General features: G+C 45.9%; 27 protein-coding genes. 24 read left to right on the top strand and 3 right to left on the bottom strand.

Annotation, left to right across the window (positions count from 1 at the left end):
* Window positions 1–8: 8 nt before the first annotated feature.
* From galE to AC0MXB_RS07515, 6 genes are all read left to right on the top strand, one after another.
* Entirely contained in the window at window positions 9–1,010 is a 1,002-nt protein-coding gene (galE, locus tag AC0MXB_RS07540) for a UDP-glucose 4-epimerase GalE (RefSeq protein ID WP_474039043.1), read from the top strand.
* Window positions 1,011–1,065: 55 nt separating this feature from the next.
* Window positions 1,066–2,550: a glucose-6-phosphate isomerase gene (locus AC0MXB_RS07535; RefSeq protein ID WP_474039042.1), complete on the top strand. Its 1,485-nt coding sequence runs from the start codon at window positions 1,066–1,068 to the stop codon at window positions 2,548–2,550.
* Window positions 2,551–2,690: 140 nt separating this feature from the next.
* Complete coding sequence (locus AC0MXB_RS07530) at window positions 2,691–3,314, top strand: hypothetical protein (protein WP_474039041.1); 624 nt, start codon at window positions 2,691–2,693, stop codon at window positions 3,312–3,314.
* Between the two features lie 14 nt (window positions 3,315–3,328).
* Window positions 3,329–4,732 (top strand): secretin and TonB N-terminal domain-containing protein, encoded by a 1,404-nt coding sequence (locus tag AC0MXB_RS07525; protein ID WP_474039040.1) that lies wholly within the window; start codon window positions 3,329–3,331, stop codon window positions 4,730–4,732.
* 13 nt (window positions 4,733–4,745) lie between these two features.
* Window positions 4,746–5,420: a response regulator gene (locus tag AC0MXB_RS07520; protein ID WP_474039039.1), complete on the top strand. Its 675-nt coding sequence runs from the start codon at window positions 4,746–4,748 to the stop codon at window positions 5,418–5,420.
* A 59-nt stretch (window positions 5,421–5,479) separates the two neighbouring features.
* On the top strand, window positions 5,480–5,923 hold the full coding sequence (locus tag AC0MXB_RS07515) for a hypothetical protein (protein ID WP_474039038.1): 444 nt from the start codon (window positions 5,480–5,482) through the stop codon (window positions 5,921–5,923).
* On the opposite strand, the gene AC0MXB_RS07510 is transcribed toward AC0MXB_RS07515, so the two are convergent.
* Window positions 5,916–6,449 (bottom strand): hypothetical protein, encoded by a 534-nt coding sequence (locus tag AC0MXB_RS07510; protein WP_474039037.1) that lies wholly within the window; start codon window positions 6,447–6,449, stop codon window positions 5,916–5,918. The genes AC0MXB_RS07515 and AC0MXB_RS07510 overlap by 8 nt on opposite strands.
* 234 nt (window positions 6,450–6,683) lie before the next feature.
* Between AC0MXB_RS07510 and AC0MXB_RS07505 the strand changes: the two genes are divergently transcribed.
* The 7 genes from AC0MXB_RS07505 to AC0MXB_RS07475 all read left to right on the top strand — a co-directional run bounded on the left by AC0MXB_RS07505 (window position 6,684) and on the right by AC0MXB_RS07475 (window position 11,687).
* Window positions 6,684–7,025 carry a ferritin family protein gene (locus AC0MXB_RS07505; protein WP_474039036.1) on the top strand — a complete coding sequence of 114 codons (342 nt, stop codon included), beginning with the start codon at window positions 6,684–6,686 and terminating at the stop codon, window positions 7,023–7,025.
* A gap of 42 nt (window positions 7,026–7,067) precedes the next feature.
* A complete protein-coding gene (locus AC0MXB_RS07500) occupies window positions 7,068–7,904 on the top strand; it encodes a family 1 encapsulin nanocompartment shell protein (protein WP_474039035.1) in 837 nt (278 codons plus the stop codon).
* Between the two features lie 330 nt (window positions 7,905–8,234).
* Window positions 8,235–10,208 (top strand): ABC-F family ATP-binding cassette domain-containing protein, encoded by a 1,974-nt coding sequence (locus AC0MXB_RS07495; protein ID WP_474039034.1) that lies wholly within the window; start codon window positions 8,235–8,237, stop codon window positions 10,206–10,208.
* Window positions 10,209–10,414: 206 nt separating this feature from the next.
* Window positions 10,415–11,056 (top strand): sigma-70 family RNA polymerase sigma factor, encoded by a 642-nt coding sequence (locus AC0MXB_RS07490; RefSeq protein ID WP_474039033.1) that lies wholly within the window; start codon window positions 10,415–10,417, stop codon window positions 11,054–11,056.
* A gap of 6 nt (window positions 11,057–11,062) precedes the next feature.
* The gene (locus AC0MXB_RS07485; RefSeq protein WP_474039032.1) at window positions 11,063–11,287 is read left to right on the top strand and encodes a DUF1659 domain-containing protein; all 225 of its coding nucleotides are present in this window, start codon (window positions 11,063–11,065) and stop codon (window positions 11,285–11,287) included.
* A gap of 36 nt (window positions 11,288–11,323) precedes the next feature.
* Window positions 11,324–11,536 (top strand): DUF2922 domain-containing protein, encoded by a 213-nt coding sequence (locus tag AC0MXB_RS07480; RefSeq protein WP_474039031.1) that lies wholly within the window; start codon window positions 11,324–11,326, stop codon window positions 11,534–11,536.
* Between the two features lie 4 nt (window positions 11,537–11,540).
* Window positions 11,541–11,687, top strand: a complete 147-nt coding sequence (locus tag AC0MXB_RS07475; protein ID WP_474039030.1) for a YvrJ family protein — start codon at window positions 11,541–11,543, stop codon at window positions 11,685–11,687.
* Window positions 11,688–11,783: 96 nt separating this feature from the next.
* Here the strand turns inward: AC0MXB_RS07475 and AC0MXB_RS07470 are convergent, their stop codons facing one another.
* Window positions 11,784–11,972 (bottom strand): hypothetical protein, encoded by a 189-nt coding sequence (locus AC0MXB_RS07470; RefSeq protein ID WP_474039029.1) that lies wholly within the window; start codon window positions 11,970–11,972, stop codon window positions 11,784–11,786.
* A 262-nt stretch (window positions 11,973–12,234) separates the two neighbouring features.
* Between AC0MXB_RS07470 and recD2 the strand changes: the two genes are divergently transcribed.
* Window positions 12,235–14,388: an SF1B family DNA helicase RecD2 gene (gene recD2, locus AC0MXB_RS07465; RefSeq protein ID WP_474039028.1), complete on the top strand. Its 2,154-nt coding sequence runs from the start codon at window positions 12,235–12,237 to the stop codon at window positions 14,386–14,388.
* Entirely contained in the window at window positions 14,385–15,089 is a 705-nt protein-coding gene (locus AC0MXB_RS07460) for a ComF family protein (RefSeq protein ID WP_474039027.1), read from the top strand. The genes recD2 and AC0MXB_RS07460 overlap by 4 nt, the downstream gene beginning before the upstream one ends.
* Before the next feature lie 32 nt (window positions 15,090–15,121).
* Here the strand turns inward: AC0MXB_RS07460 and AC0MXB_RS07455 are convergent, their stop codons facing one another.
* Complete coding sequence (locus AC0MXB_RS07455; RefSeq protein ID WP_474039026.1) at window positions 15,122–15,718, bottom strand: HD-GYP domain-containing protein; 597 nt, start codon at window positions 15,716–15,718, stop codon at window positions 15,122–15,124.
* 164 nt (window positions 15,719–15,882) lie between these two features.
* On the opposite strand from AC0MXB_RS07455, the gene AC0MXB_RS07450 reads away from it, so the two are divergent.
* From AC0MXB_RS07450 to AC0MXB_RS07410, 9 genes are all read left to right on the top strand, one after another.
* The gene (locus tag AC0MXB_RS07450) at window positions 15,883–16,287 is read left to right on the top strand and encodes a flagellar protein (protein WP_474039025.1); all 405 of its coding nucleotides are present in this window, start codon (window positions 15,883–15,885) and stop codon (window positions 16,285–16,287) included.
* Window positions 16,288–16,407: 120 nt separating this feature from the next.
* A complete protein-coding gene (gene flgM / locus AC0MXB_RS07445; protein ID WP_474039023.1) occupies window positions 16,408–16,707 on the top strand; it encodes a flagellar biosynthesis anti-sigma factor FlgM in 300 nt (99 codons plus the stop codon).
* Between the two features lie 12 nt (window positions 16,708–16,719).
* A complete protein-coding gene (locus AC0MXB_RS07440) occupies window positions 16,720–17,208 on the top strand; it encodes a flagellar protein FlgN (RefSeq protein ID WP_474039022.1) in 489 nt (162 codons plus the stop codon).
* A 10-nt stretch (window positions 17,209–17,218) separates the two neighbouring features.
* Complete coding sequence (flgK, locus tag AC0MXB_RS07435) at window positions 17,219–19,387, top strand: flagellar hook-associated protein FlgK (protein WP_474039021.1); 2,169 nt, start codon at window positions 17,219–17,221, stop codon at window positions 19,385–19,387.
* Between the two features lie 15 nt (window positions 19,388–19,402).
* Window positions 19,403–21,325, top strand: coding sequence for a flagellar hook-associated protein FlgL (gene flgL, locus AC0MXB_RS07430; protein WP_474039020.1), 1,923 nt, complete (start codon window positions 19,403–19,405; stop codon window positions 21,323–21,325).
* A 19-nt stretch (window positions 21,326–21,344) separates the two neighbouring features.
* Window positions 21,345–21,911: a DUF6470 family protein gene (locus AC0MXB_RS07425; protein WP_474039019.1), complete on the top strand. Its 567-nt coding sequence runs from the start codon at window positions 21,345–21,347 to the stop codon at window positions 21,909–21,911.
* A gap of 19 nt (window positions 21,912–21,930) precedes the next feature.
* A complete protein-coding gene (gene fliW / locus AC0MXB_RS07420; RefSeq protein WP_474039018.1) occupies window positions 21,931–22,392 on the top strand; it encodes a flagellar assembly protein FliW in 462 nt (153 codons plus the stop codon).
* Between the two features lie 2 nt (window positions 22,393–22,394).
* Window positions 22,395–22,631, top strand: coding sequence for a carbon storage regulator CsrA (gene csrA / locus AC0MXB_RS07415; protein ID WP_474039017.1), 237 nt, complete (start codon window positions 22,395–22,397; stop codon window positions 22,629–22,631).
* Between the two features lie 31 nt (window positions 22,632–22,662).
* Window positions 22,663–23,133: a flagellar protein FlaG gene (locus AC0MXB_RS07410; protein WP_474039016.1), complete on the top strand. Its 471-nt coding sequence runs from the start codon at window positions 22,663–22,665 to the stop codon at window positions 23,131–23,133.
* Window position 23,134: the final 1 nt, after the last annotated feature.

Raw genomic sequence — 23,134 nt, 5'->3', positions numbered from 1 at the left:
TGGTATTGATGAATATTTTAGTAACAGGCGGAGCTGGCTATATTGGCTCGCATACAGTGCAGGCGCTGTTAGCCGATGCGGATAAGATCGTCGTTTATGATAGCTTGGTGACAGGTCATGTAGACGCTGTACCAGCTGAAGCGGAAAAAGTCCAGTTTGTCCTTGGCGATATTGCCGATACGGAGCTGTTAGAGTCGGTGCTGCACGAAGAAAAAATTGATGCTGTCGTCCATTTTGCTGCAGCGAGTCTTGTGGGCGAGTCCATGAAAAATCCTGCTTATTATTATCAAAATAATGTGGCTGGAACTCTATCGCTCCTCAATGCTCTCGTAGCAGCGAAGGTGAAGAAAATCGTATTTTCTTCTACTGCGGCTGTGTATGGCGAACCGGAAGCTGTACCTATTTTGGAAACGGCGAAACAGGCGCCAACGAATGTGTATGGTCGGACGAAGCTTGTTATTGAAGGGATGCTGGCCGATTATGAAGCAGCATATGGCCTAAAGTATGCTGTTCTACGCTATTTTAATGCTGCCGGCGCGCTAGAAGGCGGGTTTATCGGCGAAGATCATGCCACAGAAACGCATCTGATTCCGCTAATTTTAAAGACGGCTTTAGGCCAAAGAGAAGCGATTTCTGTTTTTGGCACAGACTATCCGACGCCTGACGGAACGTGTATTCGCGACTATGTTCATGTTACTGACTTAGCTGACGCTCACGTGCTGGCGCTTAGGCATTTATTGGCAGGCGGCGCTTCGGCGGTTTATAATCTTGGCAGTGAGCACGGCTTTAGCGTTAAAGAAATTATTGCCGTAGCCAAAGAAGTGACAGGTGTTGATTTTCCGGTAAAAGAAGCGGCGCGTCGCGCTGGCGATCCTGCAGTGCTTGTGGCTTCTAGCGCCAAAATTCGCGCCGAACTAGGCTGGCAACCACAGCACAGCTCGGTTCGAGAGATCGTCGAATCGGCTTGGGAATGGCATCAAGCCTATCCTGATGGCTATGGCGACGAGTGAGTCCTATGTAATGTGATGAGCAGCCACCCAAAATCGATAGAAGGAGTGACACAAGATGATAGAAAAGCAGACAAAGCAGTTGACTCTAGATTCTGGTTTTACCTTCGATTATGGCAATTTAGTTGGTGAAGGCAAGGTTACGGAACAAGATCTTGCGGCGCTTTCCCAAAAATTGAAAGCAGCTCATGCCGCCATTTCGCATATGCGTCAGACTGGCGAAGTCACAGGGCATTTATCAAAAGACGGCACACCCGAACCAGTTCTGTTTACAGAACTGCCGTTTGTGACGGCAGACCATTTGAATAGTCCTTCGTCGCTAGCGCGGTTGAAAGAGTTTTCGGCGTCGCTACGCTATCACACGGATGCTGTTATTTCCTTCGGGATTGGCGGTTCCTTTTTAGGTAATAAAGTTCTATTTGATGTACATTGCGGCGAGTTTTGGAATAGTAAAAGCGCCGCGGAACGTGATGGCTATCCCAAACTCTATTTTAGTGGTAATAATATTGATCCGTTACGGACTAGCCAGCTTATCAGTCAGATGGAGGCCGAGGCGAAAGTGAAAGCGGCTCACTTCGCGGCAGGCATGGGCGACAGTGCTGTCTATGAACTGCTCCTTGTGGTGATTTCTAAGTCGGGCTCGACCCTTGACACCATGTCCAATTTTTTGGTTGCTTATGAACAATTAAAGCAGAATCCAGCCATTTCGCTGCAGGTTGTGGCGGTAACCGATCCCGCAGAAGGCCATAAGGCGACGCTGCTTAAAAAGCTCGCTCAGTCTGAGGGCTGGACGACCTTTAGCGTACCGGATGGCATCGGCGGTCGCTTTAGCGTCTTTTCTGAGGTTGGTCTCGTAACCGGCGCTTGCATCGGCTTTGATATTGATGCGTTTCTGGCCGGAGCGAAAGCCATGGATGAAGCCTGTCGCTCTGAAGTATTAACCGAAAATCCAGCGATGCTCAATGCAGCGATTAAATATGTGGCTGCCAAAGAGTACGGTCGCCATATTGAAGTATTTATGCCCTATGGCGACTATCTGAAATCTACGGCCGAATGGTATATTCAGCTTCTGGCTGAATCTTTGGGCAAACGGACGAATCGCGCTGGCGAGACCGTTTATTACGGTAGAACGCCTGTAGTGGCTGTTGGTACGACCGATATGCATTCGCAGACACAGCTTCATCAAGATGGCAGTCTTGACAAGGTCGTCCAGTTTGTGGAAGTGTTGGAGTGGCCGATTGATCCGGTTATCCCCAACTTATATCCTGAGATTGGTCCGCTTGCGGCTATGGCCGGGATTTCCATGAGCAAGGCCTTGCAGGCGGCGCTGCGTTCTAACGCCGAAGCACTTGCCAAGGAAAATCGGTTAAATGGTACTTTCCAGCTGCCGAAGCTATCGGCCTATCATCTCGGCGAGCTCTTGTATCTTCTGGCTTTATCGATTGCTTACGAGGGCGAGTTGGCTCAGGTTGATGCCTTTGATCAGCCTGGTGTTGAGGCCTATAAGCGGATTTTAGGGCCCAAGTTAAAAGAATATAAATAGAATCGGACTTACCCTTTTTATAGTAAATTAAAAAAGTGATTGGTCTTTTTCACAGAATACTATAAAATAATAGATAAACAAATAATAAATTAAGACTAGTGTCATTCAAACTATTGCAGTTACGTCTAGAAAGAATCCTGGTGTTCATTGTGAAAGCTTGGATGAAGAAAGCACTAGCTGCCGCTCTAGTTGGCGGCAGCTGTCTGATCTTTACTGCGAATCACGGTTGGCAAGAAGCATACTTTTTGCCGCACGATTCTGTAGAACCAAGCACAGCGGCGTTAGAAGGCGCTGCTAGAAATTCGGTGAATTCAGCAAATCTGATAAAACCTACCAATCTTGTGAATCCGGCGGGGCCAGACGGTCAAAGGCTGGGCCGTGATCCGTTTCAGCCGCCGTCAGGATTTTCCCGCCAAGAACCAGCCGAACTGTCGGCCAAACCACCGCCGCTACCGTTGCAGTCTGACCACAATAGTACAAGCCGTGAAATTTCGCCGACAGAAGCGGCAAGCAGTGCTAAGAAAGCTACTACGGAAGTCAAGCAGCCAGAGCAAGGCGTACAGTATACCGCCGCTGCAATGTATCGAGTCACCGCGATTGTAACGACAGGGCGCAGTCAGGCTGCTGTCATTGCAACAGGCGCAGCAAGCCAGTTGTATTTTCTCGGAGATCCGATCGGGAGCTATACTTTGGCTGAAATTGTTGATCAAGCTGTTACTTTGACGGGCCCGGAGGGAACTTTAGTACTCACTGTCGGCAACTAAGAAGGTAGGGAGCAGTGAGCAAACAGCAAAACTGTCACTTTGGATTATATCGACTCCTGTTTTGTGTATTATGGCTACTCGTTGGGAGTACCCGTCTTGGCGAGCTTAGTCCTCTTGTTACTTTAACTGCGTCAGATGCGTCAGTTCGCGATGTATTGCTCGCGTTAGGGCGCCTCAGTTCAGTCAATATGGTCATTGATGATTCGGTGCAGGGAAAAATCTCGCTTGCCGTGCAGAATCTTCCTTTTGCGCAGGCTCTTGACTTAATCGCAGAAGCCAAGGGATTGCGCTATGAACAGCGCGGCAGTGATGTTCTCATTGTCGATGAGACGAAAGAAAAACGGCTCATTGAGCCGCTGCATATTATCATGCTGCATCATGTGCGAGCCGAAGAGGTTATTGATAAGGCGGCGCTGCTGCTGCGGGATAAAGGCAATTCGCAAGCGATGGCTATGGTGTCGTCTGGGCCAACGACTGAACTTGACAATCAAACTGTTGTTTCCGAGCCAAGTGGGCGTAAAGGCGCTGTTAAGACCCAAAAACTGTCGCCGATCACCGGATTGAATACCAAACAGGCTCTAAAGGTGGATCGGGCCTATGAATCCATTAAAATTGATGACACAACGAATTCCCTGGTTTTTCGTTCTTCCGACAGAGCCGCGGCAGAGCTGCAGGCATTAGTTGAAAAATTAGATGTAGCTACGCCGCAAGTCATGGTAGAGGCGCAAATCGTCAGTATTGATAAACAGGCGGCTGCAAAGCTCGGCTTAGAGTGGCGCTGGTCTGATATTCCGCAAGGGACTGGGACAAATAGCTCTAATTATGGCGGCGTTCTTTTATTTGGACGCAACCCGCAAGGCGGTCGCTATGCCGTTTCCTATGCAGCAACGCTAGAGGCGCTACTGACTGAGGGAAGCGCTAAGCTAGTGGCTAAGCCGCGAATTATGGCTGTAAACGGCAAAGCCGCCTTTATCCATGTTGGCGATACCTTACCAATTCCGAAGACGACAACCACAGAGGTTGAGACAACAACAAGCTATGACTATGCCGATTCCGGCATTATTTTGACCTATATACCCTATATTCAAGCTGATCATTTTATTACGGCTGAGATTGATACGGAAGTCAGTGCGCCCACTTGGGTGAGTGACCTTAAAACCTATCAATTTTCGAAGCGGATTGCCAGTTCGGAGGTCCGTATGGCTGATGGTGAAACGATTGCAATAGCCGGTTTAATGAATCGGCTGGCAACAGAACAAACAACGAAGGTGCCCATTTTAGGAGATATTCCTTTGATCGGCGGCTTGTTTACTCATAGAGTGGAAAACAGGGAAGGGCAAGAACTTGTCATCTTTTTGACGGCCCGTATTATGCATGAGGGGAAAACAGCGCAAGATTCGCAGGCTGTGGCAAAATAAAGGGGGATTTTTGGTGCCATATACGATTGTAATAGCAGATGATCATATGCTGCTAAGACAGGGGATTAAAAATGTATTAGAGTTGGAGTCGGACCTTAAAGTCGTTGCTGAAGCCGTGGATGGCGAAGAGGCCATTCGACTGGTACAGGAGCATAAGCCTGATGTGCTTTTGCTTGATATTAATATGCCGAAACTGAACGGCTTAGAAGTGACGAAACAGCTTATGTTGTCGCCATCGAAAAGCAAGGTTATTATTTTGACAATTAATGATGATGAGACTTATGTGATGGAAATGATTAAAGCCGGGGCGTCTGGTTATTTACTAAAAGATATTGAGCCTGGTATGCTTGTGCAGGCCATTCGCTCCGTTTGTAAGGGCGATACCTTTATTTATCCGACTTTGGCCAAGCGGCTCTTTGGCGAAATGAACCGCCGTCGCGAGGAAGACCTTTATGCTGCCTCAAAGTTACAGCAACGTCGACGGGAAGAACGTCTTACTTATCGGGAAATTGATGTGCTGCAGCTTATTTGTCAAGGCATGAGCAATCAGGAAATTGCGAATAAATTGTTTTTAAGTGAAAAGACTGTGAAGAATCATTTAACGAATATTTTCCGCAAACTGAAGGTGAATGACCGGACCCAGGCTGTCTTATATGCTATTAAAAATAAAATTGTGCTGCTTGATTAAGTAGCAGCACAATCAGAGATTTCATAAACTATTCTATCCCAGAACAGGGAGGGGATAGTTTGTTTTTTTCTTATACAGTTAGTGTGATTTTACTTGCCTTGGCCTTGTACGGACTATGGCAGATGCTGCGAGATGTCAGTGAATGGCTCATTTTATCAGAGCGGTTGCAGCCGCCTAGTCTAACGATTGTTCTTTTTGTACGCGACGGCGAAGGCATGATTGAAGGGCTGCTTGCTGCGCTACTGTTAGAGTTTGATAAAACTTCGCGGGAAGTAGAACTTGTTGTGGTCGATGGCGGATCGAAGGATCTTACCGTCCCGATTATTTTAAGAATTGGTGAGACCCGTTTTGCCGAACGGCTCCTTTTAGTCCATGGCGCTTTTCGCGGCATCCAGGATTGGCTGCCGCTGTGTCGGGGCGACACCATTCACTTTTTTGACTTAGTTCATCGCACGAAACCCAGTGTCTGCATTGCGCTAGTACACCGCATATTAACTACATAGCTGGAAACGTGTGGAGCAAAGCTAAAATATTCGTGATCAGCAGGCGGCAACGCCGGTCTTCATTACTTTCACCAGGATCGACTGTGGTAATGCGGGAGCGGCGAATTTGCTTTTCTACGTTGATTTTTTTCCAGTAGGCAAGAATTCGCTGACCACAGGAAAGCTGGATCTCACTTTCATAAGGCGGGGGAGCATCTTGGATGGAACGAATCAGATAAGTATTAATATAGCCAAGCGAACCATCCCCAATGAGGCGGGGTTGACGCAGTTTTATCGGTGTGAGTAAAAGCTCCGGTGCAAAGGGCAACGGTATGTATTCTTGGCGGCCAGTGCGGCGACGTCCTTCTTGGCGTAGGCTCACTAGATTGATTTGGTAGGCAACAGCAAGTTGCTTTAGTACAGTTTCTACACTGCAAGTAAACTCTGCTGTTTTTCCTGTGGCGAAGCATAGCAGGCTATGATCGCCTTGGTTTGTGTAACAAGGCAGTAAGGCGCTAATGACAGCGTCAGGTTTAACAATTGACATCCTTGAGATCCCCCTTACCGACTACATTTTCTTTCTATTTTAACAAAAATAGACGTAAAATTCAAAAATGTGGGAATCGTAAGTTCCACTATTGCATTTTTTGTCGTTAAATTTAGTTTTTGTGTTCAATTTATTAGCAGGACTTTCTTAACGATAACACGAAGTAATTAATAAAAAGTATCGATTTGTGTTACTTTGTAAAAACTGTAGATATTTTGAAGGAGGCAATGAATTATGGCTTATGGACAAGGAAAACAAGATACATCAATCCAGGCGACAAAGTTTGAGCAGCTCCTAATTTGGTTGAGAGAGGATTTGATTGGTGAATTTGAGGCCATAAATCAATATCAGCTCCATATTGATAATATCGATAATGAAGAAATTAAAGATCTTTTAGCTCATATTCGCGACGATGAAAAAGAACATGTCGCTGAGCTTATGCATATTATTGCGCGGATTGACGAGATTCAAAAACAGAAGTTTTTGGAAGATCATACGGTCGGTCATGACGAAAAAGTTGTCGTGTCAGCTAGCGCTCCTGCTGACAGTGAACCGACGGTCGGGAAATTGCGTTAAGGCGTTAAGGGAGCCAACGAAGATATTAAGGAGGGATTTATTATGGATTATTTAGATAGAGAATCGGCGCCATTTACGAAGGAAGATTGGGCGAATTTAGACAATGCCGTGATCGTGGCCGCTCGTCAGCAGCTAGTAGGCCGTAAAATGATTGATGTGCTCGGACCGCTTGGTTCCGGTATTTATACACTGCCTTATTCGGTATTTGGCAACGCCGGAGCGGCTGAGGTCAATTTGACCGGCGATAAAGAAGGCGACGTTGTGGCGGCGGAAAATCGTAAAATGGCGCAATTTCCGCTTATCTATAAGGATTTTAAAATTCAGTGGCGTGATGTCGAGACAGACCGGAAACTCGGGTTGCCCCTTGATGTAAGTGCTGCAGCTGTAGCGGCAGAAGTCTTGTCCGTGCAGGAAGATGAACTAGTATTTCGCGGTAATGAAGAATTAGGACAGGAAGGTCTTTTAAATGCAAAAGGTCGCCTCATTGCTAAGGCCGCTGACTGGAATGTAAACGGCGGTGCTTTAGATAGCATTGTTGCTGCCGTTAGTAAGCTAACTAGCGCTGGCTACTATGGCCCCTATGCATTGGCTGTTAGTCCGGTTCTTTTTGGTCGTATGATTCGCGTACATAGCGCATCAGGCATTTTGGAATTAGATCAGATCAAAACCCTTGTGGGTGGCGGTGTTTATGCAACAGGCGTTTTGAAAGACAATGAAGCAGTGCTTGTTGCTGCTGGCGCACAAAATGTGAGCTTGGCGATTGGACAGGATATGGTCACAGCCTACTTGGGACCTGTCAGTATGAATCATATGTTCCGCGTGATGGAAACCTGTTCTTTACTGATTCGTCGTCCAAATGCGATTTGTACCATTGAATAAACAAATATAGAAGCGCTTTGCAAAGGCGTTATAAACGTTTTACAAATGCAAAGACCCCGGTAAGACCGCCTCACCGTTGTCACTTGACTTCGGCCTGTCTTACCGGGGTTTTTGCGTCTATTTGTCGCAAGGCCATTCGATTCCCCGCTTATTAAACAGAGCTGAAACATCCTTACCTTCAATCAGGTAGTTCTATTTGCTGATCGGGTGACGCCCATGATACGGTCTTATCAGGACTTTTTGTGGTATAATAATTTCATTCGATTTAGAGTAACTAGTAGAGTTAGCTTAGGCTGGCTGGGATATAAAGAGAGAGCAATGAGGTGTATTATGGGATTGATTCAGATTAAGGACCTGAGCAAGTTCTTTGGCATTCGGCGCGTATTTGAAGGCGTTTCGGCTGAAATTCGTCCTGGCGATAGAATTGGGTTGATCGGTGCTAATGGGACAGGCAAGACGACGCTGTTGCGGTGTTTGCTGGGGCTAGAAGAATATGATGGCGGTGAAGTTGCTTTGTCACCAGGCGAAACGCTGGCCTATGTGGAACAACAAAGCGATTTTGGTACGGGAACACTGCAGGAAGAACTGCTTGGGGCTTTTTCTGAGCTATTAATCCTGCAAAATAAGCTTCACGAATTGGAAGCCTTAATTGCCAACGCATCCGGCGCAGAACTTGATAAATTGATGCAGTCTTATGGTACGCTGTCGCAGGCGTTTGATAGTGGCGGCGGCTATGAGTATGAGCAGCGTTTGGCAAAAATTATTACGGGGCTTGGTTTTACTGAAGCAGAACTAGCTCGACCAGTAACTTCTTTTTCTGGCGGACAGCAAACTCGGATTGCGCTCGCGAAGGCGCTGGTGCGAGATCCTGATTACTTGTTTCTCGATGAACCGACGAATCATCTTGATTTAGTTATGGTAGAGTGGCTAGAAAACTATTTGGCAGCGTTTCGTGGCGGACTCTTAATTATTTCCCATGACCGGTACTTTCTTGATCAAGTCACTACCAAGACCTGGGAGCTCGAAGCAGGCAGTTTGCGAGAGTATCAAGGCAATTATAGTACCTATTTAGATAAAAAGGCCGCTTTAACCTTAGCGGCGGAACGGGCGTATGCCAAGCAGCAGGATCAGATTGCTAAAACAGAAGAATATATTCGCCGTTACGGTGCCGGGATTAAATCAAAACAAGCTAGAGGACGAGCCAAGCAGCTCAGTCGGTTGGAACGGCTCGAAGCGGTGGGCGGCCAAGCGCAGTTCGATTTCTTTGAATTTAATGCTCTTGGCGATTCAGCCCAACGAGTATTAGATATTCAAGATGCAGCGGCAGGGTATGGCGAAACTATGATTTTTCAAGACCTCGCCTTATCCATTCGTAAAGGAGAAGGCGTAGCCTTAATTGGACCGAATGGCGCTGGTAAAACGACACTTCTCAAGGCTATCACGGGAGAATTAGAGCTGCGTAAAGGATCGTTGAAGCTGGGCAGTCGCGTGCAGGTCGGTTATTTTGCTCAGCAGCATGAAAACCTTCATCCTGACTGGCAGGTTCTTGATGAAATTGTGCGCGATTTTGGCATGAGCGAAGAACGAGCAAGGCATTATCTTGGCGCTTTTTTATTTCGCGGCGATGATGTTTTCAAAGAGGTCGGCAGTCTGTCCGGCGGTGAAGAAGCAAGGTTAGCTCTACTGAAGCTCATGCTTACCGGGGCGAACTTTTTGATTCTTGACGAACCGACGAACCATCTAGATATTCCGGCGAAAGAAGCCGTGGAAGAAGCGCTTGCCGTGTTCCCTGGCACCTTTTTAACTGTGTCTCATGATCGCTATTTCCTCGACAAAGTAGCTGAGCGAGTGATCGAATTAAAAGATGGCGCTATTAGCGATTATCCCGGCAATTATAGTGATTATAAGCATTTTTGCGAAAAGCGGGCGAAAGAAGCAGCTTTAGCAGCGGAAGCGGCTCCTAAAACGGGTCAAGGCAAGACGTCATCAGGCCTAGCGAAGGCTATGACAGCGTCGCCAGTTTCTCAGAATAAAGCGTCTTTGGAGAACGTAGCCGAATCTACGAGCAGCGCTACGAAGAGTACAGCAAGTCGTTCTGTGCGGCGCGATGCAGCCGCTATGGAGAAGTTGGAGCTGCGGATTCGTGAGTTAGAAGTTATGCTCAAATTCAAGGAAAAAGAGATTAACTTGCCGGAAAATCAGGCGGATCTTGCCGTAAGTCAAGCTTTATACGAGGAATATGAAGCCATGAAAGCCGAACTGGACGAAGTCTATGAAACTTGGCTGCTGGCACAGGAAGAGTAATTTTTATGCAGTCACTTTATATATTGTATTTTATAGTCTCTCAGCGAATTGCTGAGGGGCTTTTCTGTTTGTTTAAGCCACGATAGCAATATTTGTCGCGTCTGACTTAGCGCTAAGCCAGGTTTTGCTTGGTTGATCAATTGCGTCTATGCTGAAGGCAAGCGCTAAATTAGAGTAACGTTACTCACTAGAAGGTGCAGTAAAAAATGCAGTGTACTGTGCAACCTCAGGGACAAAGTAAGAAACCCTTGGCAGAACAGCTTCGTTTAGCCCAGTCCGGTGACAAAGCAGCTTTTGCGGCTTTGTGCCACTACTTTGATCCGTTGGTTGTTCATTATACCAGAGCTTCTCACTTACAAGCCCTCGGCGAGGAAGCGCTTTCAGTGGCTCGTCTGACTGTAGCTGAGGCCATTCAATGCTTTGATAAGGACAAGAATATTCCTTTTGCCGCGTATGTAGCAAGCCGCGTCAAATACGCTTTATGGAATTTGTTTAAAAAAGAGCGGCATCTGTGGCAAAGTGTTTTTTCTTATGATGCCTGGGATGATCAGGATGAGTCTACTGACAGAATTCGCGGTGAGGTCAGCGATACGGCTCTTTTCGCCGATCCGCATAATTTGGAAGACACAGTTATACAACGGTTGCGGTTCGACTTAGTGCAGCGAGCGCTAAAATCTTTATCAGAGCGGCAACAGTTAGTGCTGAAAGCTTGGGCTTTAGGTTGGAGCCTTACAGACATTGCCCGCAGTCTGTCGTTAACGCCGCAAGCTGTATCGCAACTGAAAAAACGTTCCCTACGCCGTTTAAAAGTGAGCCTTAACGGAATGGTAGAGAGTGAGGGGAGGTGAGAGGTAATGGCAGTCAATAAAGAAACGCAGCTTGGTAAACTGATTTTGAAAGTGCAGACCGGCGTGAATACGGCAGGAAAACCGGTATACAAACAGCGGACTCTGTCCGGCCTGAAAGCAAGTGCGGCTGACGCTGACGTCTATGCTGTCGGCACAGCGCTAGGCGCTTTGCAGCAGCATACGCCCTTCGTAGTGGAACGTCTTGACGAAGGCACACTTAGTAATTCGTAAGCAATCATTTATAAAAACTAACAAGGAGGATATGTGATGGCCAAGACATTGCAACTATTGTTTCATGATCAATCAGGTAAACAGGTCACGCTGAATTTGCCTGATCCTGTAGACAACCTGACGTTAGCTCAGGCGCAACCGGTTATGCAGGATATTGTGACCAAAGGAATTTTTGCTTCGAAAAATGGCGATCTCGTACAGATCATAGGGGCTAAGATCCGGGTTAATGAAACAACGCCCTTAGAATAGTACGATGGATGTAGCGCCGCTCTTGACAGCCGCCGCCAACTATGGCTTTCCTATGGTAGTATCAATCTATCTTTTAGTCCGGATCGAAAAGCGGCTTGATGCTCTATCGGACAGCATTAACAATTTGGCGAAGGCCTTGTCGGTCAGGTAAAGTAGCAGGAATAGGGAATAGTAAAAGAGGATGTTTCTCATAAGCATTTTTATGAGAAACATCCTCTTTTACGCAAAACATCGTTGGAATGAAGGACTATTTGGTTAGTAGAAACAAAGTCGAGGCAAAATATAAAACACTGAATAACAAAATAGCAGACATGAGAACCGTTTTTTTCTGGATAGATTGGTTTAGGCAACGGCGTTTAAAATAATGATACGTATACATGTCTTCGCGCATAGAAATTTCGCGCACAGGGACTTCTCGCATAAGAACTTCTCGCATACAGGCCTCTCCTATAATAATAGCATTCATTGTAATCATAATATGAATTTCTAGCCAGCTGATTCATTCGTTGTTGGCTCATGATATTCATTCTATGCCGCTACCACTTATTGAGTGGATACAACAATTTATTATACTCTTTTTTTACAAAAAGTCCTCCTCTTTTTACTGGAAAAAAAGGATTTTTTCTTGGGGTTTGCGAAATAATCATACAAAGCGAAACGTGTGTTCTGTTTTGAGAATGGAAGTAGGCGGGATTTGTATGGAAGAATTGACAGGCGTCGTTGCGGCGATTACTTTTCAGAGCCCTGACGGCGCATTTGCTGTCTTTAAAATTACGCCAGATGGGCAGAAGCAGCAAGCAGCCGTAACGGGCCGGATTGCTGCACCGCTTATCGGCGAACAGGTTGTTCTCACAGGTAAGTGGGTGGATCATGCTAAATTCGGTAGACAGTTCCAAGCTATTTCTTGCCGTCGTATCAAGCCGACTACAGCGGCTGGTATTGAACGGTTTTTAGCGTCAGGCGCTGTCAAGGGGATCGGGGCGGCTATGGCGTCACGACTTGTCACTTATTTTGGCGAGCAGGTGCTCGAAGTGATTGCGGCCGCACCGCACCGTTTGACCGAGGTCGAAGGGATCGGTACGAAAAAAGCGGAACAGATTCGCGCCTCCTATGCCGCCCAATCGGATTTGCGGGAGATCATGCTGTTTTTGGAGACCCACGGCGTATCCGGCGCTTATGCGGCAAAAATTCATGGCGCTTATGGCCGCGATACACTAGATGTTCTGCGCGCCAATCCCTATCGTTTGGCCAAAGAGGTACCAGGCATTGGGTTTCGTACGGCCGATCAAATTGCTATGGCTTTAGGCTTTGGCAAAAATGATGAAGCGAGGTTGGAAGCTGGCATTGATTTTGCTTTGTTCCAGACGACCCAGGCGGGACATTCCTGTGTGCCCGAAGAATTGTTAGTCAAGGAAACAGCGAAACTTCTGCAGGCTGATCAGTATGAAGTGGCTTGCTTGATCAGTCAGTTTATAAAAAACGGCTTCTTATGTGCCGAATCTTGGCAAGGGACGTATCTTATTTATTTGTATCCGCTCTATCAAGCTGAGAAAAATGTAGCAGCACGTCTTAGTGAGCTGCAAACCGAGGTGAAATCGGCCCTCTGTGCCGATAAATATAAGCTTGTGGCGCAGTGGGAGGCAAAAGCGGCAGTGACTTTGGCAAAGGCGCAACGTCAAGCACTGGTGAGCGTCCTCGATCATGGTATTCTCGTTCTGACCGGCGGTCCTGGTACCGGCAAAACTACTACCGTGAAGGGGATACTAGAGGTTTTGGCCGCAGCCGGTTTAAAAATTCTTCTTGGCGCGCCAACAGGGCGAGCAGCCAAGCGTCTCAGTGAAGCTACAGGCCGTGAAGCCATGACGGTCCATCGCTTGCTTGAATCTACAGGCGGTTCGGAAGGGGCGCCTTATTTTGCCCGCAATGCGAACCATCCTTTAGATGCGGATGCTGTTATTTTAGATGAAGTATCAATGATGGATATTTTGTTAATGCACGATTTTTTGCAGGCAGTGCCATCAGGCTGCCGTCTTGTGCTCGTAGGCGATGTGGATCAATTGCCTGCTGTGGGGCCGGGAAGTGTGCTGAAAGATATTATTCGTTCTGAAGCCGTTCCTGTTGTACGCCTTACGGAAATCTTTCGTCAAGCTGGCGAAAGCCCGATCGTTCTCAATGCTCATCGAATTAATCAGGGTCTTTTGCCGCAATGCGACGATGGCGATTTTATTTTCTATGAGCTGGAGAGTGAAGCCGCTGCAGCTAGAGCGATTGTAAGTCTTTGCGGCGAGCAACTGCCGAAAATCGGCTATGATTGGGGCAAGGATCTGCAGGTTTTATCACCAATGCACAAATTGGAATGTGGTGTAGAAAATTTAAATAGATTACTGCAAGCTGCTTTGAATCCGCCGCAGCTGGAAAAGAGCGAGGTTCTTTCTATGGGAGTCTGCCTGCGGCAGGGCGATAAGGTCATGCAGATGCGCAACAACTATGAAAAAGGCGTTTTCAACGGTGATATTGGTTATATTGACCATCTTGACAGCGAGACGGCTATCGTCGCCTATCCTGAAGGAACAGTAGCCTATCATAAAAGTGAATGGGATGAACTTCATCTAGCCTACGCAATGAGCGTGCATAAGAGTCAGGGCAGTGAATATGCAGCAGTAATCTTGCCATTAGTGGCGGGCCATTATCGGATGCTGCAGCGTAATTTGCTGTATACGGCTGTAACGCGCGCTAAAAAACTAGTCATTCTTCTTGGGACAAAGGCCGCTCTCAATACAGCTGTGGCCAATGATCGTACTAAGCGGCGATATTCTTTGCTGGCGGAACGGTTGCGAGGCGAAGACTGGTGAATTTTTCGATCGCTTGGTTTCGTTCCTGGTATCAGGCGTTATTAGATATTATCTTACCGCCGCGCTGTCCCCATTGCGGCCGCAGTCAGGCGTCTTATGGACAGTGGTGTGCCGCTTGTCAGAACCACTATATGGTGAAACTACTGTTAACAGGCGAAGACCGAGGCCTCTTCTATGTTGATCAAATTCTGTTGTTAGCCGACTATCAGGGGGCAGTGCGCCAAAAACTGCAAGCCTTAAAGTATGGACAAAGACGTGAAGCGGCGCGATATTTACAAGCTTTTTTGCCAAACCGTGGCGAATTAGAGCAAGCTTTTCCAATGCTCACAGAAGCTGTTACCTGCTTGTTTATACCTGCGCCAATTCACCAGGCAAAGCGCCGCCAGCGGGGCTATAATCAAACGGAAGTGATTTTCGCAACATGGGTAAAGGCGATGTTTGGCGATGCGTACTGGCAGACGGAATTGTTAGTGCGGTTGCGGCCAACGGCGCCGCAGTATCGCTTTCAGCCAATGGAACGGCGGGAAAATGTAAAAGGCGCGTTTTATGTAACGCGCCCAAGTCAGGTCAAGGATCAGACTATTTTTTTAGTGGATGATATTTTTACATCAGGCGCTACGATTGATGCCTGTGCCCATACGTTACTTGCCGCTGGGGCCAAGGCTGTTTCGGCTATTGTGTTGGCAAGCAGTGCGAGATAGGAAGTTGGCGGCTGTACTTCTCATAGCCAGGATTAGCCAAGCGCTTCGATGAAGGCCCGGACAATTTCTGTATCAAAGGCCGTGCCGGCTTTATCATTTAATTCTTTCACGGCGTCTTCCGGTGTTTTAGTCCAGTGCTGCGTGCAGGGATTGATATAACGGTCATAGTGATTGGCTACAGCGATAATTCGGGCGCCAAGCGGAATGTTTACCCCTTTTAACCGCTTCGGATAGCCCTTGCCGTCAAACTGTTCGTGATGATGCCGGATATAGAGGCTGATTTCCTGGCAGGATGGCAAATTTTCCAGCATGAAACTGCCGGCATTACAGTGGTTTTTGTAGGCCGCAAGCTCTCTCTGGGTGAGATAAGGCGCTTTGGACAGAATCATATTAGGAACAGTCAAGTGGCCAATGTCATGCAGCATGGCAGCTATGCGGATTCGCTCGATTTCCTCTTTCGGTAAACGCATTTTAGCGGCAATACTGACAGCGTAATTGGCTACCTGATAGCTATGGAGATGAAGCTTGGGATTCTTAATTTCTAAAAGATGAAGCAGCTGGCCCACGATCTGTTGGACCTCTTCGCTGAGTTCTTCATACATTTCGGGAAATTGAATAAGTGTCAGCATAATCGGTAAACTGCCTTTCGTAAGGGATTCCCTATTTTGTTAGGCAAAAATTTTGAGATTCCTGCCTATTGTCAGAATTAATTTGCGAATAGCACCTAGAATAGCTAGGCGAATTATAAAAAAATATTGTATAATACAAATAGTAGATGTAAGGGGGCATTACCATGGGACTTGCAAATTGTCGTCAATGTGGAAAATTATATTTAGAGAACAATTTTAATATGTGTCCAGAGTGTATTCGGGCGCAAGAAGAGGACGAACTCAAGGTAGTAGCTTACTTGCGTGATGTGGTAGATTATGCTTCGGTGGACGAGATTCATGAGGCTACTGGTGTTAAGACAAAGACCATTGTTCGAATGATCCAGCAAGGACGTATTGTTGGTGCTGATAAAATTACCTATCACTGCGACGGTTGTGGTAAACTGATTTCGCATGGCCGCTTGTGTTCAGAATGTAGTGAAAATATTTTATCGCAAGTGACGCAATCCGTCAAACGTGCAGCAGACAAAGAAGAGGAAGCCAAGAATAAAGCCAAAGGCATTCGCATGTATTCGAAAGAAAAGAAATAAGGCGCTTCTGCAAAGTTTACCGAAAATCAAAGAAATTAAATCGACAGCAGGGATTAAGTTCCCTGCTGTTTTTTTCGATACAATAAATAAGCAGAGTATGAAAAGTGTGAGGTGTTGGCAATGATTGTATCTGGTAGCCAGGTCCAAAATGCCCTTAAGATTTATCAGAATTCAAAAAATACAGAGAAGACGAAGGGGATTTCCTTTTCGGGTACTACACAGAATCCAGACCGGGTTGTTTTATCGCCGCAGGTCCAGGAATTTGGTCGTGTTTTGCAAAAAATTCAAGCGGCAACAGATGTGCGTGACGACAAAGTGGCTGAGCTTTCAGCCCAAATTGATAGCGGCACTTATCAGGTGAGCGGCAGGGGAATTGCCGAAAAAATGCTAGGTCGTCAAGTCGTTGATTATTTACGATAAGAGGGGGATTTTGTGAAATTTTTATTTGATGAACTAATTCGTTTGTTAACCGAAATCCTTGCACTATATCAAGAACTTCTCGCTCTGGGCAAGGCAAAAAAAGAACATCTTGTCAAATATGAAGTGAAAGATCTTGGTGTGATTATTCAAAAAGAGGAAAAACATATTTTGGCGATTAACCGCTTTGAAATAGAGCGTGCCAAAGTAGTAAAACAAATTGCCGAGCGCGTTGGTGTCAATGCGAAATTGAGTAATATAAAAGAACTGGCTGAGCCAGAGCAACGAGCACAGTTGGAAATGATTGAAGCAAAATTTCAAACGCTTTTGGCTGAACTTGTTCCGCTCAATCAACTTAATACGGAACTTGTGACACAGGCGATGCAGATGATTAATTTCAATATCAATGTTATGGCCCGCACGACGGTAGATCCTACTTATGGACCGAGTAGGCAGGGACCAGTCGGTAAACAGGGAAAATCATTGCTCGACCAATCAGTATAGGAGTGATTAGATGTTATCAACCTTCGGTGGTTTAAATACAGTAGCTACCGGTCTTTACTCACAGCAGGCGGCTATTAATACGGTAGGACATAATGTGGCAAATGCTAGCACAGAGGGCTACTCTCGCCAGAGAGCCAACTTAGTGTCGACAACCCCTCAGACGATTTATGGACAAAGTGGTAGCTATCAGCTTGGTACAGGTGTTGATGTGGCCTCGGTGACGCGAGCGCGCGATAGTTTTATCGATCAGCAGTTTTGGAAGGAAAATTCCACTTTGAGCGCTAGCAATAGTACTTATAATACGCTAGGCAAAGTGGAAAATGCTTTAGGTGAACCGACGGATACTGGTATTCAGTCCGTCTTAAATAACTTTTGGCAGTCCTGGCAGACGCTTTCCACCAATGCCTCTGATGAAGCAACTCGTACGACAGTCAGAGAACGCGGCAATGAGCTTGTCACTGCGATTAAGACAAGTGCTCAGCAGTTGCAAAATATGGTGTCTGATATTAATGATACCATTAACGCCCGAGTGGGCACGATTAACCAATATGCAGCCCAAATTAGTGATTTAAACCGTCAGATCAGTCTTGTGGAGGCCAGTGGTACCGACCATGCAAATGATTTGCGTGATAAGCGCGATTTGCTGATTGATAATTTATCTTCTCTTGGCAATGTTTCGGTCAATGAAGATAAAAATGGCCGCTATATTGTTCAGTTTGGTAATACAACGCTTGTGAATACTACGAGCTATCAGACGCTTTCTACAAAAAAAACGGCCGACGTCGACTACGGCTATGAAGTAGATCAGGTTGTCCTCAATGACGGTCATTATACGCCAATCAATTTCTCTAATGGGGAAATGTATGGTCTTATATCGACACGTGACTCCTCACCTGCCGGAATCAAGGGGTATCTTGATAATCTAAGCACTATGAGTCAATTCTTGCTTACAGACTTCAATGAAGTGCATCGCAGCGGCTATGGTTCGGATAATACGACAGGCAATAACTTCTTTGGTCAGTCTAATTTTGACTATAAAGCGAATCCCCTATCTGGTCAGTATGTCAAAGAACAGTGGCTTGACAAGTTAGCTGTCAATCCTGTACTTTACTCCAGTGGTGTCAGCAAAATTGCGGCAAAGACAGCAGGCGCCAGCCTTGGTGTAATTGCTAGTAGCAGTAATACTGGCACAGCAAATATGCCGCTTGTATTTGCTAGCGGTTCCTATACTCAGGGGGATACGGCGACCATGGTTAAGATTGCCAAGGATGCTTCAGGGAATGTTGTTTATAGTACATCAACAGATGGTGGTACGACTTGGAGCAATGTTTCAACGACGCCTTTATCGGCCACCCCTCCCGGTAGCAATACCTATATTATCAATCCTGTTTCCATTGATCCCAATAATGCTACGACGACGACAGGACTTACGGTTACCATGAATTTTGATGCAGCCAGTGCCGCCAATGGCGATTCTTATACTTTTACGCTAAATAAGAATAGCGCCGCTAGTACGCTCACAGCGACGAAAAGCAACTCGATTAGCGGCGATATGAAAATCTATTCTGCTGCAGGCGCTTATACGAACGGTGATACTCCGACCAATGTGGTGGTGCAAGCTTTTGACTCCTCTCTGACTTCGATTACGGCCACTGGCCAGATTTTAAAGATCAAATATTCTACTGACGGCGGCTCTACTTGGGCTTCGGCGCCTGTAGCTGCATCCGCAGATGGGACTTTTACACTGCCATCCATTAATGGTGTCGCTTTAAAGTTTTCGATTGCCACAAATACGAATAATAAAGCAACAGATCAGTATTCGATCAGTTTATCGAAAGGCAATGTCGGTAGTGGTGACAACGCCAATAATTTAGCTAAACGGCTCAAAACTGATACAAGCAACATCTTAAATAATGCATCGTTAGATGCTTACTATTCAGCAGCAATCGGAGCGCTCGGTGTACAGCGGCAAAATGCTGATCGGTTGATGGAAAATCAGCAGACACTTGTCGACCAGGTGGAAAACTCTCGTCAATCCGTATCAGGTGTGAATATGGATGAAGAAATGACAAATATGATTACATTCCAGAAAGGGTATAGTGCCGCTGCCCGCGTACTAACCACCATGGATGAAATGCTTGATAAACTGATTAACGGCACAGGTATGGTTGGCCGGTAAATGAGGTGAAGGAATTTGCGTATTGCAAGTAATATGATGAGTTATAATTTTTTGCGCAGCTTAAATAAGTCGATGGAAAAAGAAAATACATTGCAACAACAGTTGGCTGATGGCAAAGCTCTACATCGTCCGTCAGATGACCCTGTGAATACGGTTCGCGATCTGCATTATACTTCCAATCAAGTTCAAAACGAGCAGTTTCAAAGCAATTTGAGTACTGCCCAATCGTGGATGGAAAATACCGATGGTGTTATGTCTGACCTAAGTTCTATTATGATCAAGGCGAAGGAGCTTGTTGTTAGCGCCGATGATACAAAAGACACGGGCGCTCTTAATACGATTGGCGCTCAGATCGACGGCATGATCAATCAAGTAGTCCAGCTTGGCAACACGAAGATTGGCACACGTTATCTTTTTGGCGGACAGAATGATTCGACACAACCTTTTACACGCACGACAATCAAAGATCCTAATTCTGATTTGACCAAGGAAGTAGTTCTTTATAATGGTGATATCGATAAAATGTCTATGGCTATTCAGGCTGGTTCGGCGAATCCAACTCAGGATAGTGTTAATATTACAGGCGTAGAAGCGTTTGGACCGACAGAAAATGTTTTTGGTAAGACGACCATGCAGGCACTTAATCAGCTTCTGGAAATCAAAAATGAGTTGAAGAAAACAACTGCTGTCAGTCAAACAAATACACAGGGTGGTGTTGGAACTGTTGGTGGTGCATTTACCGGTACTGGTTATCCCAATTATAGCGTCAGAATTGATACGGTCGATACAGCGACCAACCCAGGACAGGTTACTGGCGCGTCCTATTCCTCTGATGGCGGCAAAACCTGGACGGCAGTGGCCCAGTACTCTGTAGACGGCGGTACGAACTGGACGGCATCGCCTTCGGTATCAACAGGTGTGCATGCAGTTACTCTATCGTTGCCAGATGGTGTGGTTTTCAATATTGCCACAAGTACAGGCAATGCAGCACAAAATGTTTATTCCTTCCGCGAGCCGCAGGCAGCTTTTACGATTCAAGAAAGTAATACCGTTAGTGGGGCTGCAGCAATTTCTGGTTCTTATACAGGAACTGGTGTGGCCAAATACAATTTACGTGTTGATAGTGTCAATTCTAGTGGTCAAGTTGACGGTGCCTCTTATTCCAATGACGGCGGTTCAACCTGGACAACTCTATCTAATTATAAAGTGACAGCTAGTAATACAAATGGTCCGATGCCGACAGTAAGTGGTGGAACGACAACTTTATCAGGTTATACATTGACGGTTAATGCGGTGGATAGTGAAGGGCGCATTACGCAAATGAATGGCGGTGCGGTGCCTGTTTCCTATGAAGTGGCTTATAATACAGATGCGCAAAAAAATGTATATACATCGGTGATTTCACTTCCTGGTGGACAGACAGTCAAAATTCCTGCTACTAGTTCGATTAAAGTAAACGATTATTTTGTCATTGACTCGAAAGCAACACCGGAAATTGATACAACGACGTCAGCGACGGAAACCTCGTTTAATCTACCAAATGGCAATGGAATTACGCTCCATGTATCGGCGACAACGACTGCTAATGGGGCGGTGGCTAATAATAAAGCGGGTGATAACATTGCATTCTCCTTACCGCAGGGCTCCGGACCGGATGTGAAGTGGCTTTCAGCCGTTGCAACTCAGGAGATTGATGATATTCATAGTACACAGTTGCAAAAACAGACAGAACTTGGGACGCGAATGGCCGCTTATGAAATGGCTTCAAATATTCTACAAGGTCAAAATGCGGTTATTCAAAGCGATGTGGCTGGTGCGGAAGATCTTAATGTACCCAAAGCGATTACCGACTTTAACACGGCGCAGAATGTCTATCGCAGTGCGTTAGCTGTTGGTGCTAAAATCATGCAAAAATCGCTTGTCGATTTCTTAAGCTGATGAAATGAGGTGATCGTTCGTGGTTCAAGTAGAAATTACAGCGCAAAACGTGAAAGCGAAGCTTGATATTAAAGATCCCTTTATGCGTATGAAAACGACGGACCCTTCCATGGAAATTTCATCAGAACCTTTGCAGATCACCATGGAGTCGCCCGCGGCGGAAGTTTATATTGATAATTATCCTAGCGATTACGCCAGGGGCATCAGGAACAATGTCGATTTTGACCGTGACAATGCCAGAAAAGGTATGGAAGCTTTACAAGCATGGGCGGGGAAAATTGCTCGTGAAGGAGCCATGTTGGCGAAGATTGAAGATCATGGTAATCCCTTGAAAGCGCTTTTCCAAGCGTCTGTCAAAGGTAAGGATGGGGATATTAATGTTGCCTATGTGCCGTCGCCAACTGTAAAAGTGGTGACTCATGATGTCAGAACACAGGTACAGCCAGAAAAACTTCAACTACGACTCAATAAAGGAACGGCTACTGGGCAGCTTGAGCAAGGTACAGTAGATCTTACGATGTTGCAGTATCCGGAAGTGCATTTTCGCGTTTCGAATCAGTCGAATCGTGTTAATATAGAGGCATAAGAAGTAGCGAGGTGGTTTCGTGATTAAAGTACATTCAGTCCGATTTGGTGAGATGGATGTGCCAGAAGAAATGGTAATTACTTTTCCTGATGGCCTGCCGGGATTTTTAGACGAAAGAGAGTTCGCCATTGTACCTTGCGAAGAAAATAATCCTTTTTCGTTTTTGCAGTCGCTGTCAGAGCCGAATCTTACTTTTGTAGTTGTGCAGCCCTTTCCGTTTTTTCCTGATTATGAGTTTACTTTGCCTGATGGAATACAGGAAGAACTAAAAATCAGTTTAGAAAATCCGCCTCATGTCGTAAATATTGTAAATATTCCCCAAAACCCTGAGGAGATGACGGCGAATCTCTTGGCTCCAGTGGTGATCAATATGCAAACGAGGCTAGCTATGCAATTTGTGTTGGAAAAGGTAATTTATACGACAAGACACCGCCTGTTTCCTCAGGGATTTGACAAGTCAGCGGCGGAAGGGGCGAAGTAAGAATGCTTGCCTTAACGCGTAAAATAGGAGAGCGGCTGGTGATTGGCGATCAGATTGTGATTACTGTCGTTGATATTAAAGGGGATAATATACGTTTGGGCATCGAAGCACCAAGAGAGATAAAAATTTATCGTGGTGAAATTTATGATGCTATTGCGGCGGAAAACAAAGAAGCAGTCATTCCTGATCGCCAGGAAACCATGGATATTTTAAAAGCGTACAAGTTCCCGAAAAAATAAAATATTACAGTAAAGCAAGGAGGCTTTTACAGTGGATATTAAATCGATTCCTGATTATTCAACAATAGCGGCCGTAAGTTCGGTGCGGCTCACGTCCGTTCAGCAGGATGCGGCAGCGGCGTCAATACCTACAACTGTTGGAAGTAATACAACCCTTCTGAGTAATGCGGTGGCGGCTAATACCAGCTCTGCCAGTTTGAACAATCAAATGAATGATAAAGGCGATCTTGATTCAGTACAGGATAAAACAGCTTTGCCACAGAACCAGAAAGAGTTGGCAAAGAAAGATATCGAACAGATTACCGAGGGTTTGAATGATTTTATGGAGTCGATGAATACAGATATCCGCTTTGTTTTACATAATAAATTACAGGAACTGATGGTCCAGGTCGTCGATAATAAGACGCATAAAGTCCTTAGAGAAGCGCCGCCAAAAGAATTGCTTGATACGATTGCTCGAATTCGTGAATTTGTCGGTTCACTTCTTGATAAAAAAATCTAGT

It is taken from the genome of Pelorhabdus sp. sgz311001 (genome assembly GCF_055901755.1).
Note: the sequence above shows the minus strand (reverse complement) of the source record. Positions and strands in the feature narration are given on the sequence as shown.

Excerpts from the sequence above, each read along its gene's own strand:
- galE (WP_474039043.1), top strand. The coding sequence starts at position 9 with ATGAATATTTTAGTAACAGGCGGAGCTGGCTATATTGGCTCGCATACA.
- AC0MXB_RS07535 (WP_474039042.1), top strand. The coding sequence starts at position 1,066 with ATGATAGAAAAGCAGACAAAGCAGTTGACTCTAGATTCTGGTTTTACC.
- AC0MXB_RS07510 (WP_474039037.1), bottom strand. The coding sequence starts at position 6,449 with ATGTCAATTGTTAAACCTGACGCTGTCATTAGCGCCTTACTGCCTTGT.
- AC0MXB_RS07505 (WP_474039036.1), top strand. The coding sequence starts at position 6,684 with ATGGCTTATGGACAAGGAAAACAAGATACATCAATCCAGGCGACAAAG.
- AC0MXB_RS07500 (WP_474039035.1), top strand. The coding sequence starts at position 7,068 with ATGGATTATTTAGATAGAGAATCGGCGCCATTTACGAAGGAAGATTGG.
- AC0MXB_RS07495 (WP_474039034.1), top strand. The coding sequence starts at position 8,235 with ATGGGATTGATTCAGATTAAGGACCTGAGCAAGTTCTTTGGCATTCGG.
- AC0MXB_RS07490 (WP_474039033.1), top strand. The coding sequence starts at position 10,415 with ATGCAGTGTACTGTGCAACCTCAGGGACAAAGTAAGAAACCCTTGGCA.
- AC0MXB_RS07485 (WP_474039032.1), top strand. The coding sequence starts at position 11,063 with ATGGCAGTCAATAAAGAAACGCAGCTTGGTAAACTGATTTTGAAAGTG.
- AC0MXB_RS07480 (WP_474039031.1), top strand. The coding sequence starts at position 11,324 with ATGGCCAAGACATTGCAACTATTGTTTCATGATCAATCAGGTAAACAG.
- AC0MXB_RS07475 (WP_474039030.1), top strand. The coding sequence starts at position 11,541 with ATGGATGTAGCGCCGCTCTTGACAGCCGCCGCCAACTATGGCTTTCCT.
- AC0MXB_RS07470 (WP_474039029.1), bottom strand. The coding sequence starts at position 11,972 with ATGCGAGAAGTTCTTATGCGAGAAGTCCCTGTGCGCGAAATTTCTATG.
- recD2 (WP_474039028.1), top strand. The coding sequence starts at position 12,235 with ATGGAAGAATTGACAGGCGTCGTTGCGGCGATTACTTTTCAGAGCCCT.
- AC0MXB_RS07455 (WP_474039026.1), bottom strand. The coding sequence starts at position 15,718 with ATGCTGACACTTATTCAATTTCCCGAAATGTATGAAGAACTCAGCGAA.
- AC0MXB_RS07450 (WP_474039025.1), top strand. The coding sequence starts at position 15,883 with ATGGGACTTGCAAATTGTCGTCAATGTGGAAAATTATATTTAGAGAAC.
- flgM (WP_474039023.1), top strand. The coding sequence starts at position 16,408 with ATGATTGTATCTGGTAGCCAGGTCCAAAATGCCCTTAAGATTTATCAG.
- flgK (WP_474039021.1), top strand. The coding sequence starts at position 17,219 with ATGTTATCAACCTTCGGTGGTTTAAATACAGTAGCTACCGGTCTTTAC.
- csrA (WP_474039017.1), top strand. The coding sequence starts at position 22,395 with ATGCTTGCCTTAACGCGTAAAATAGGAGAGCGGCTGGTGATTGGCGAT.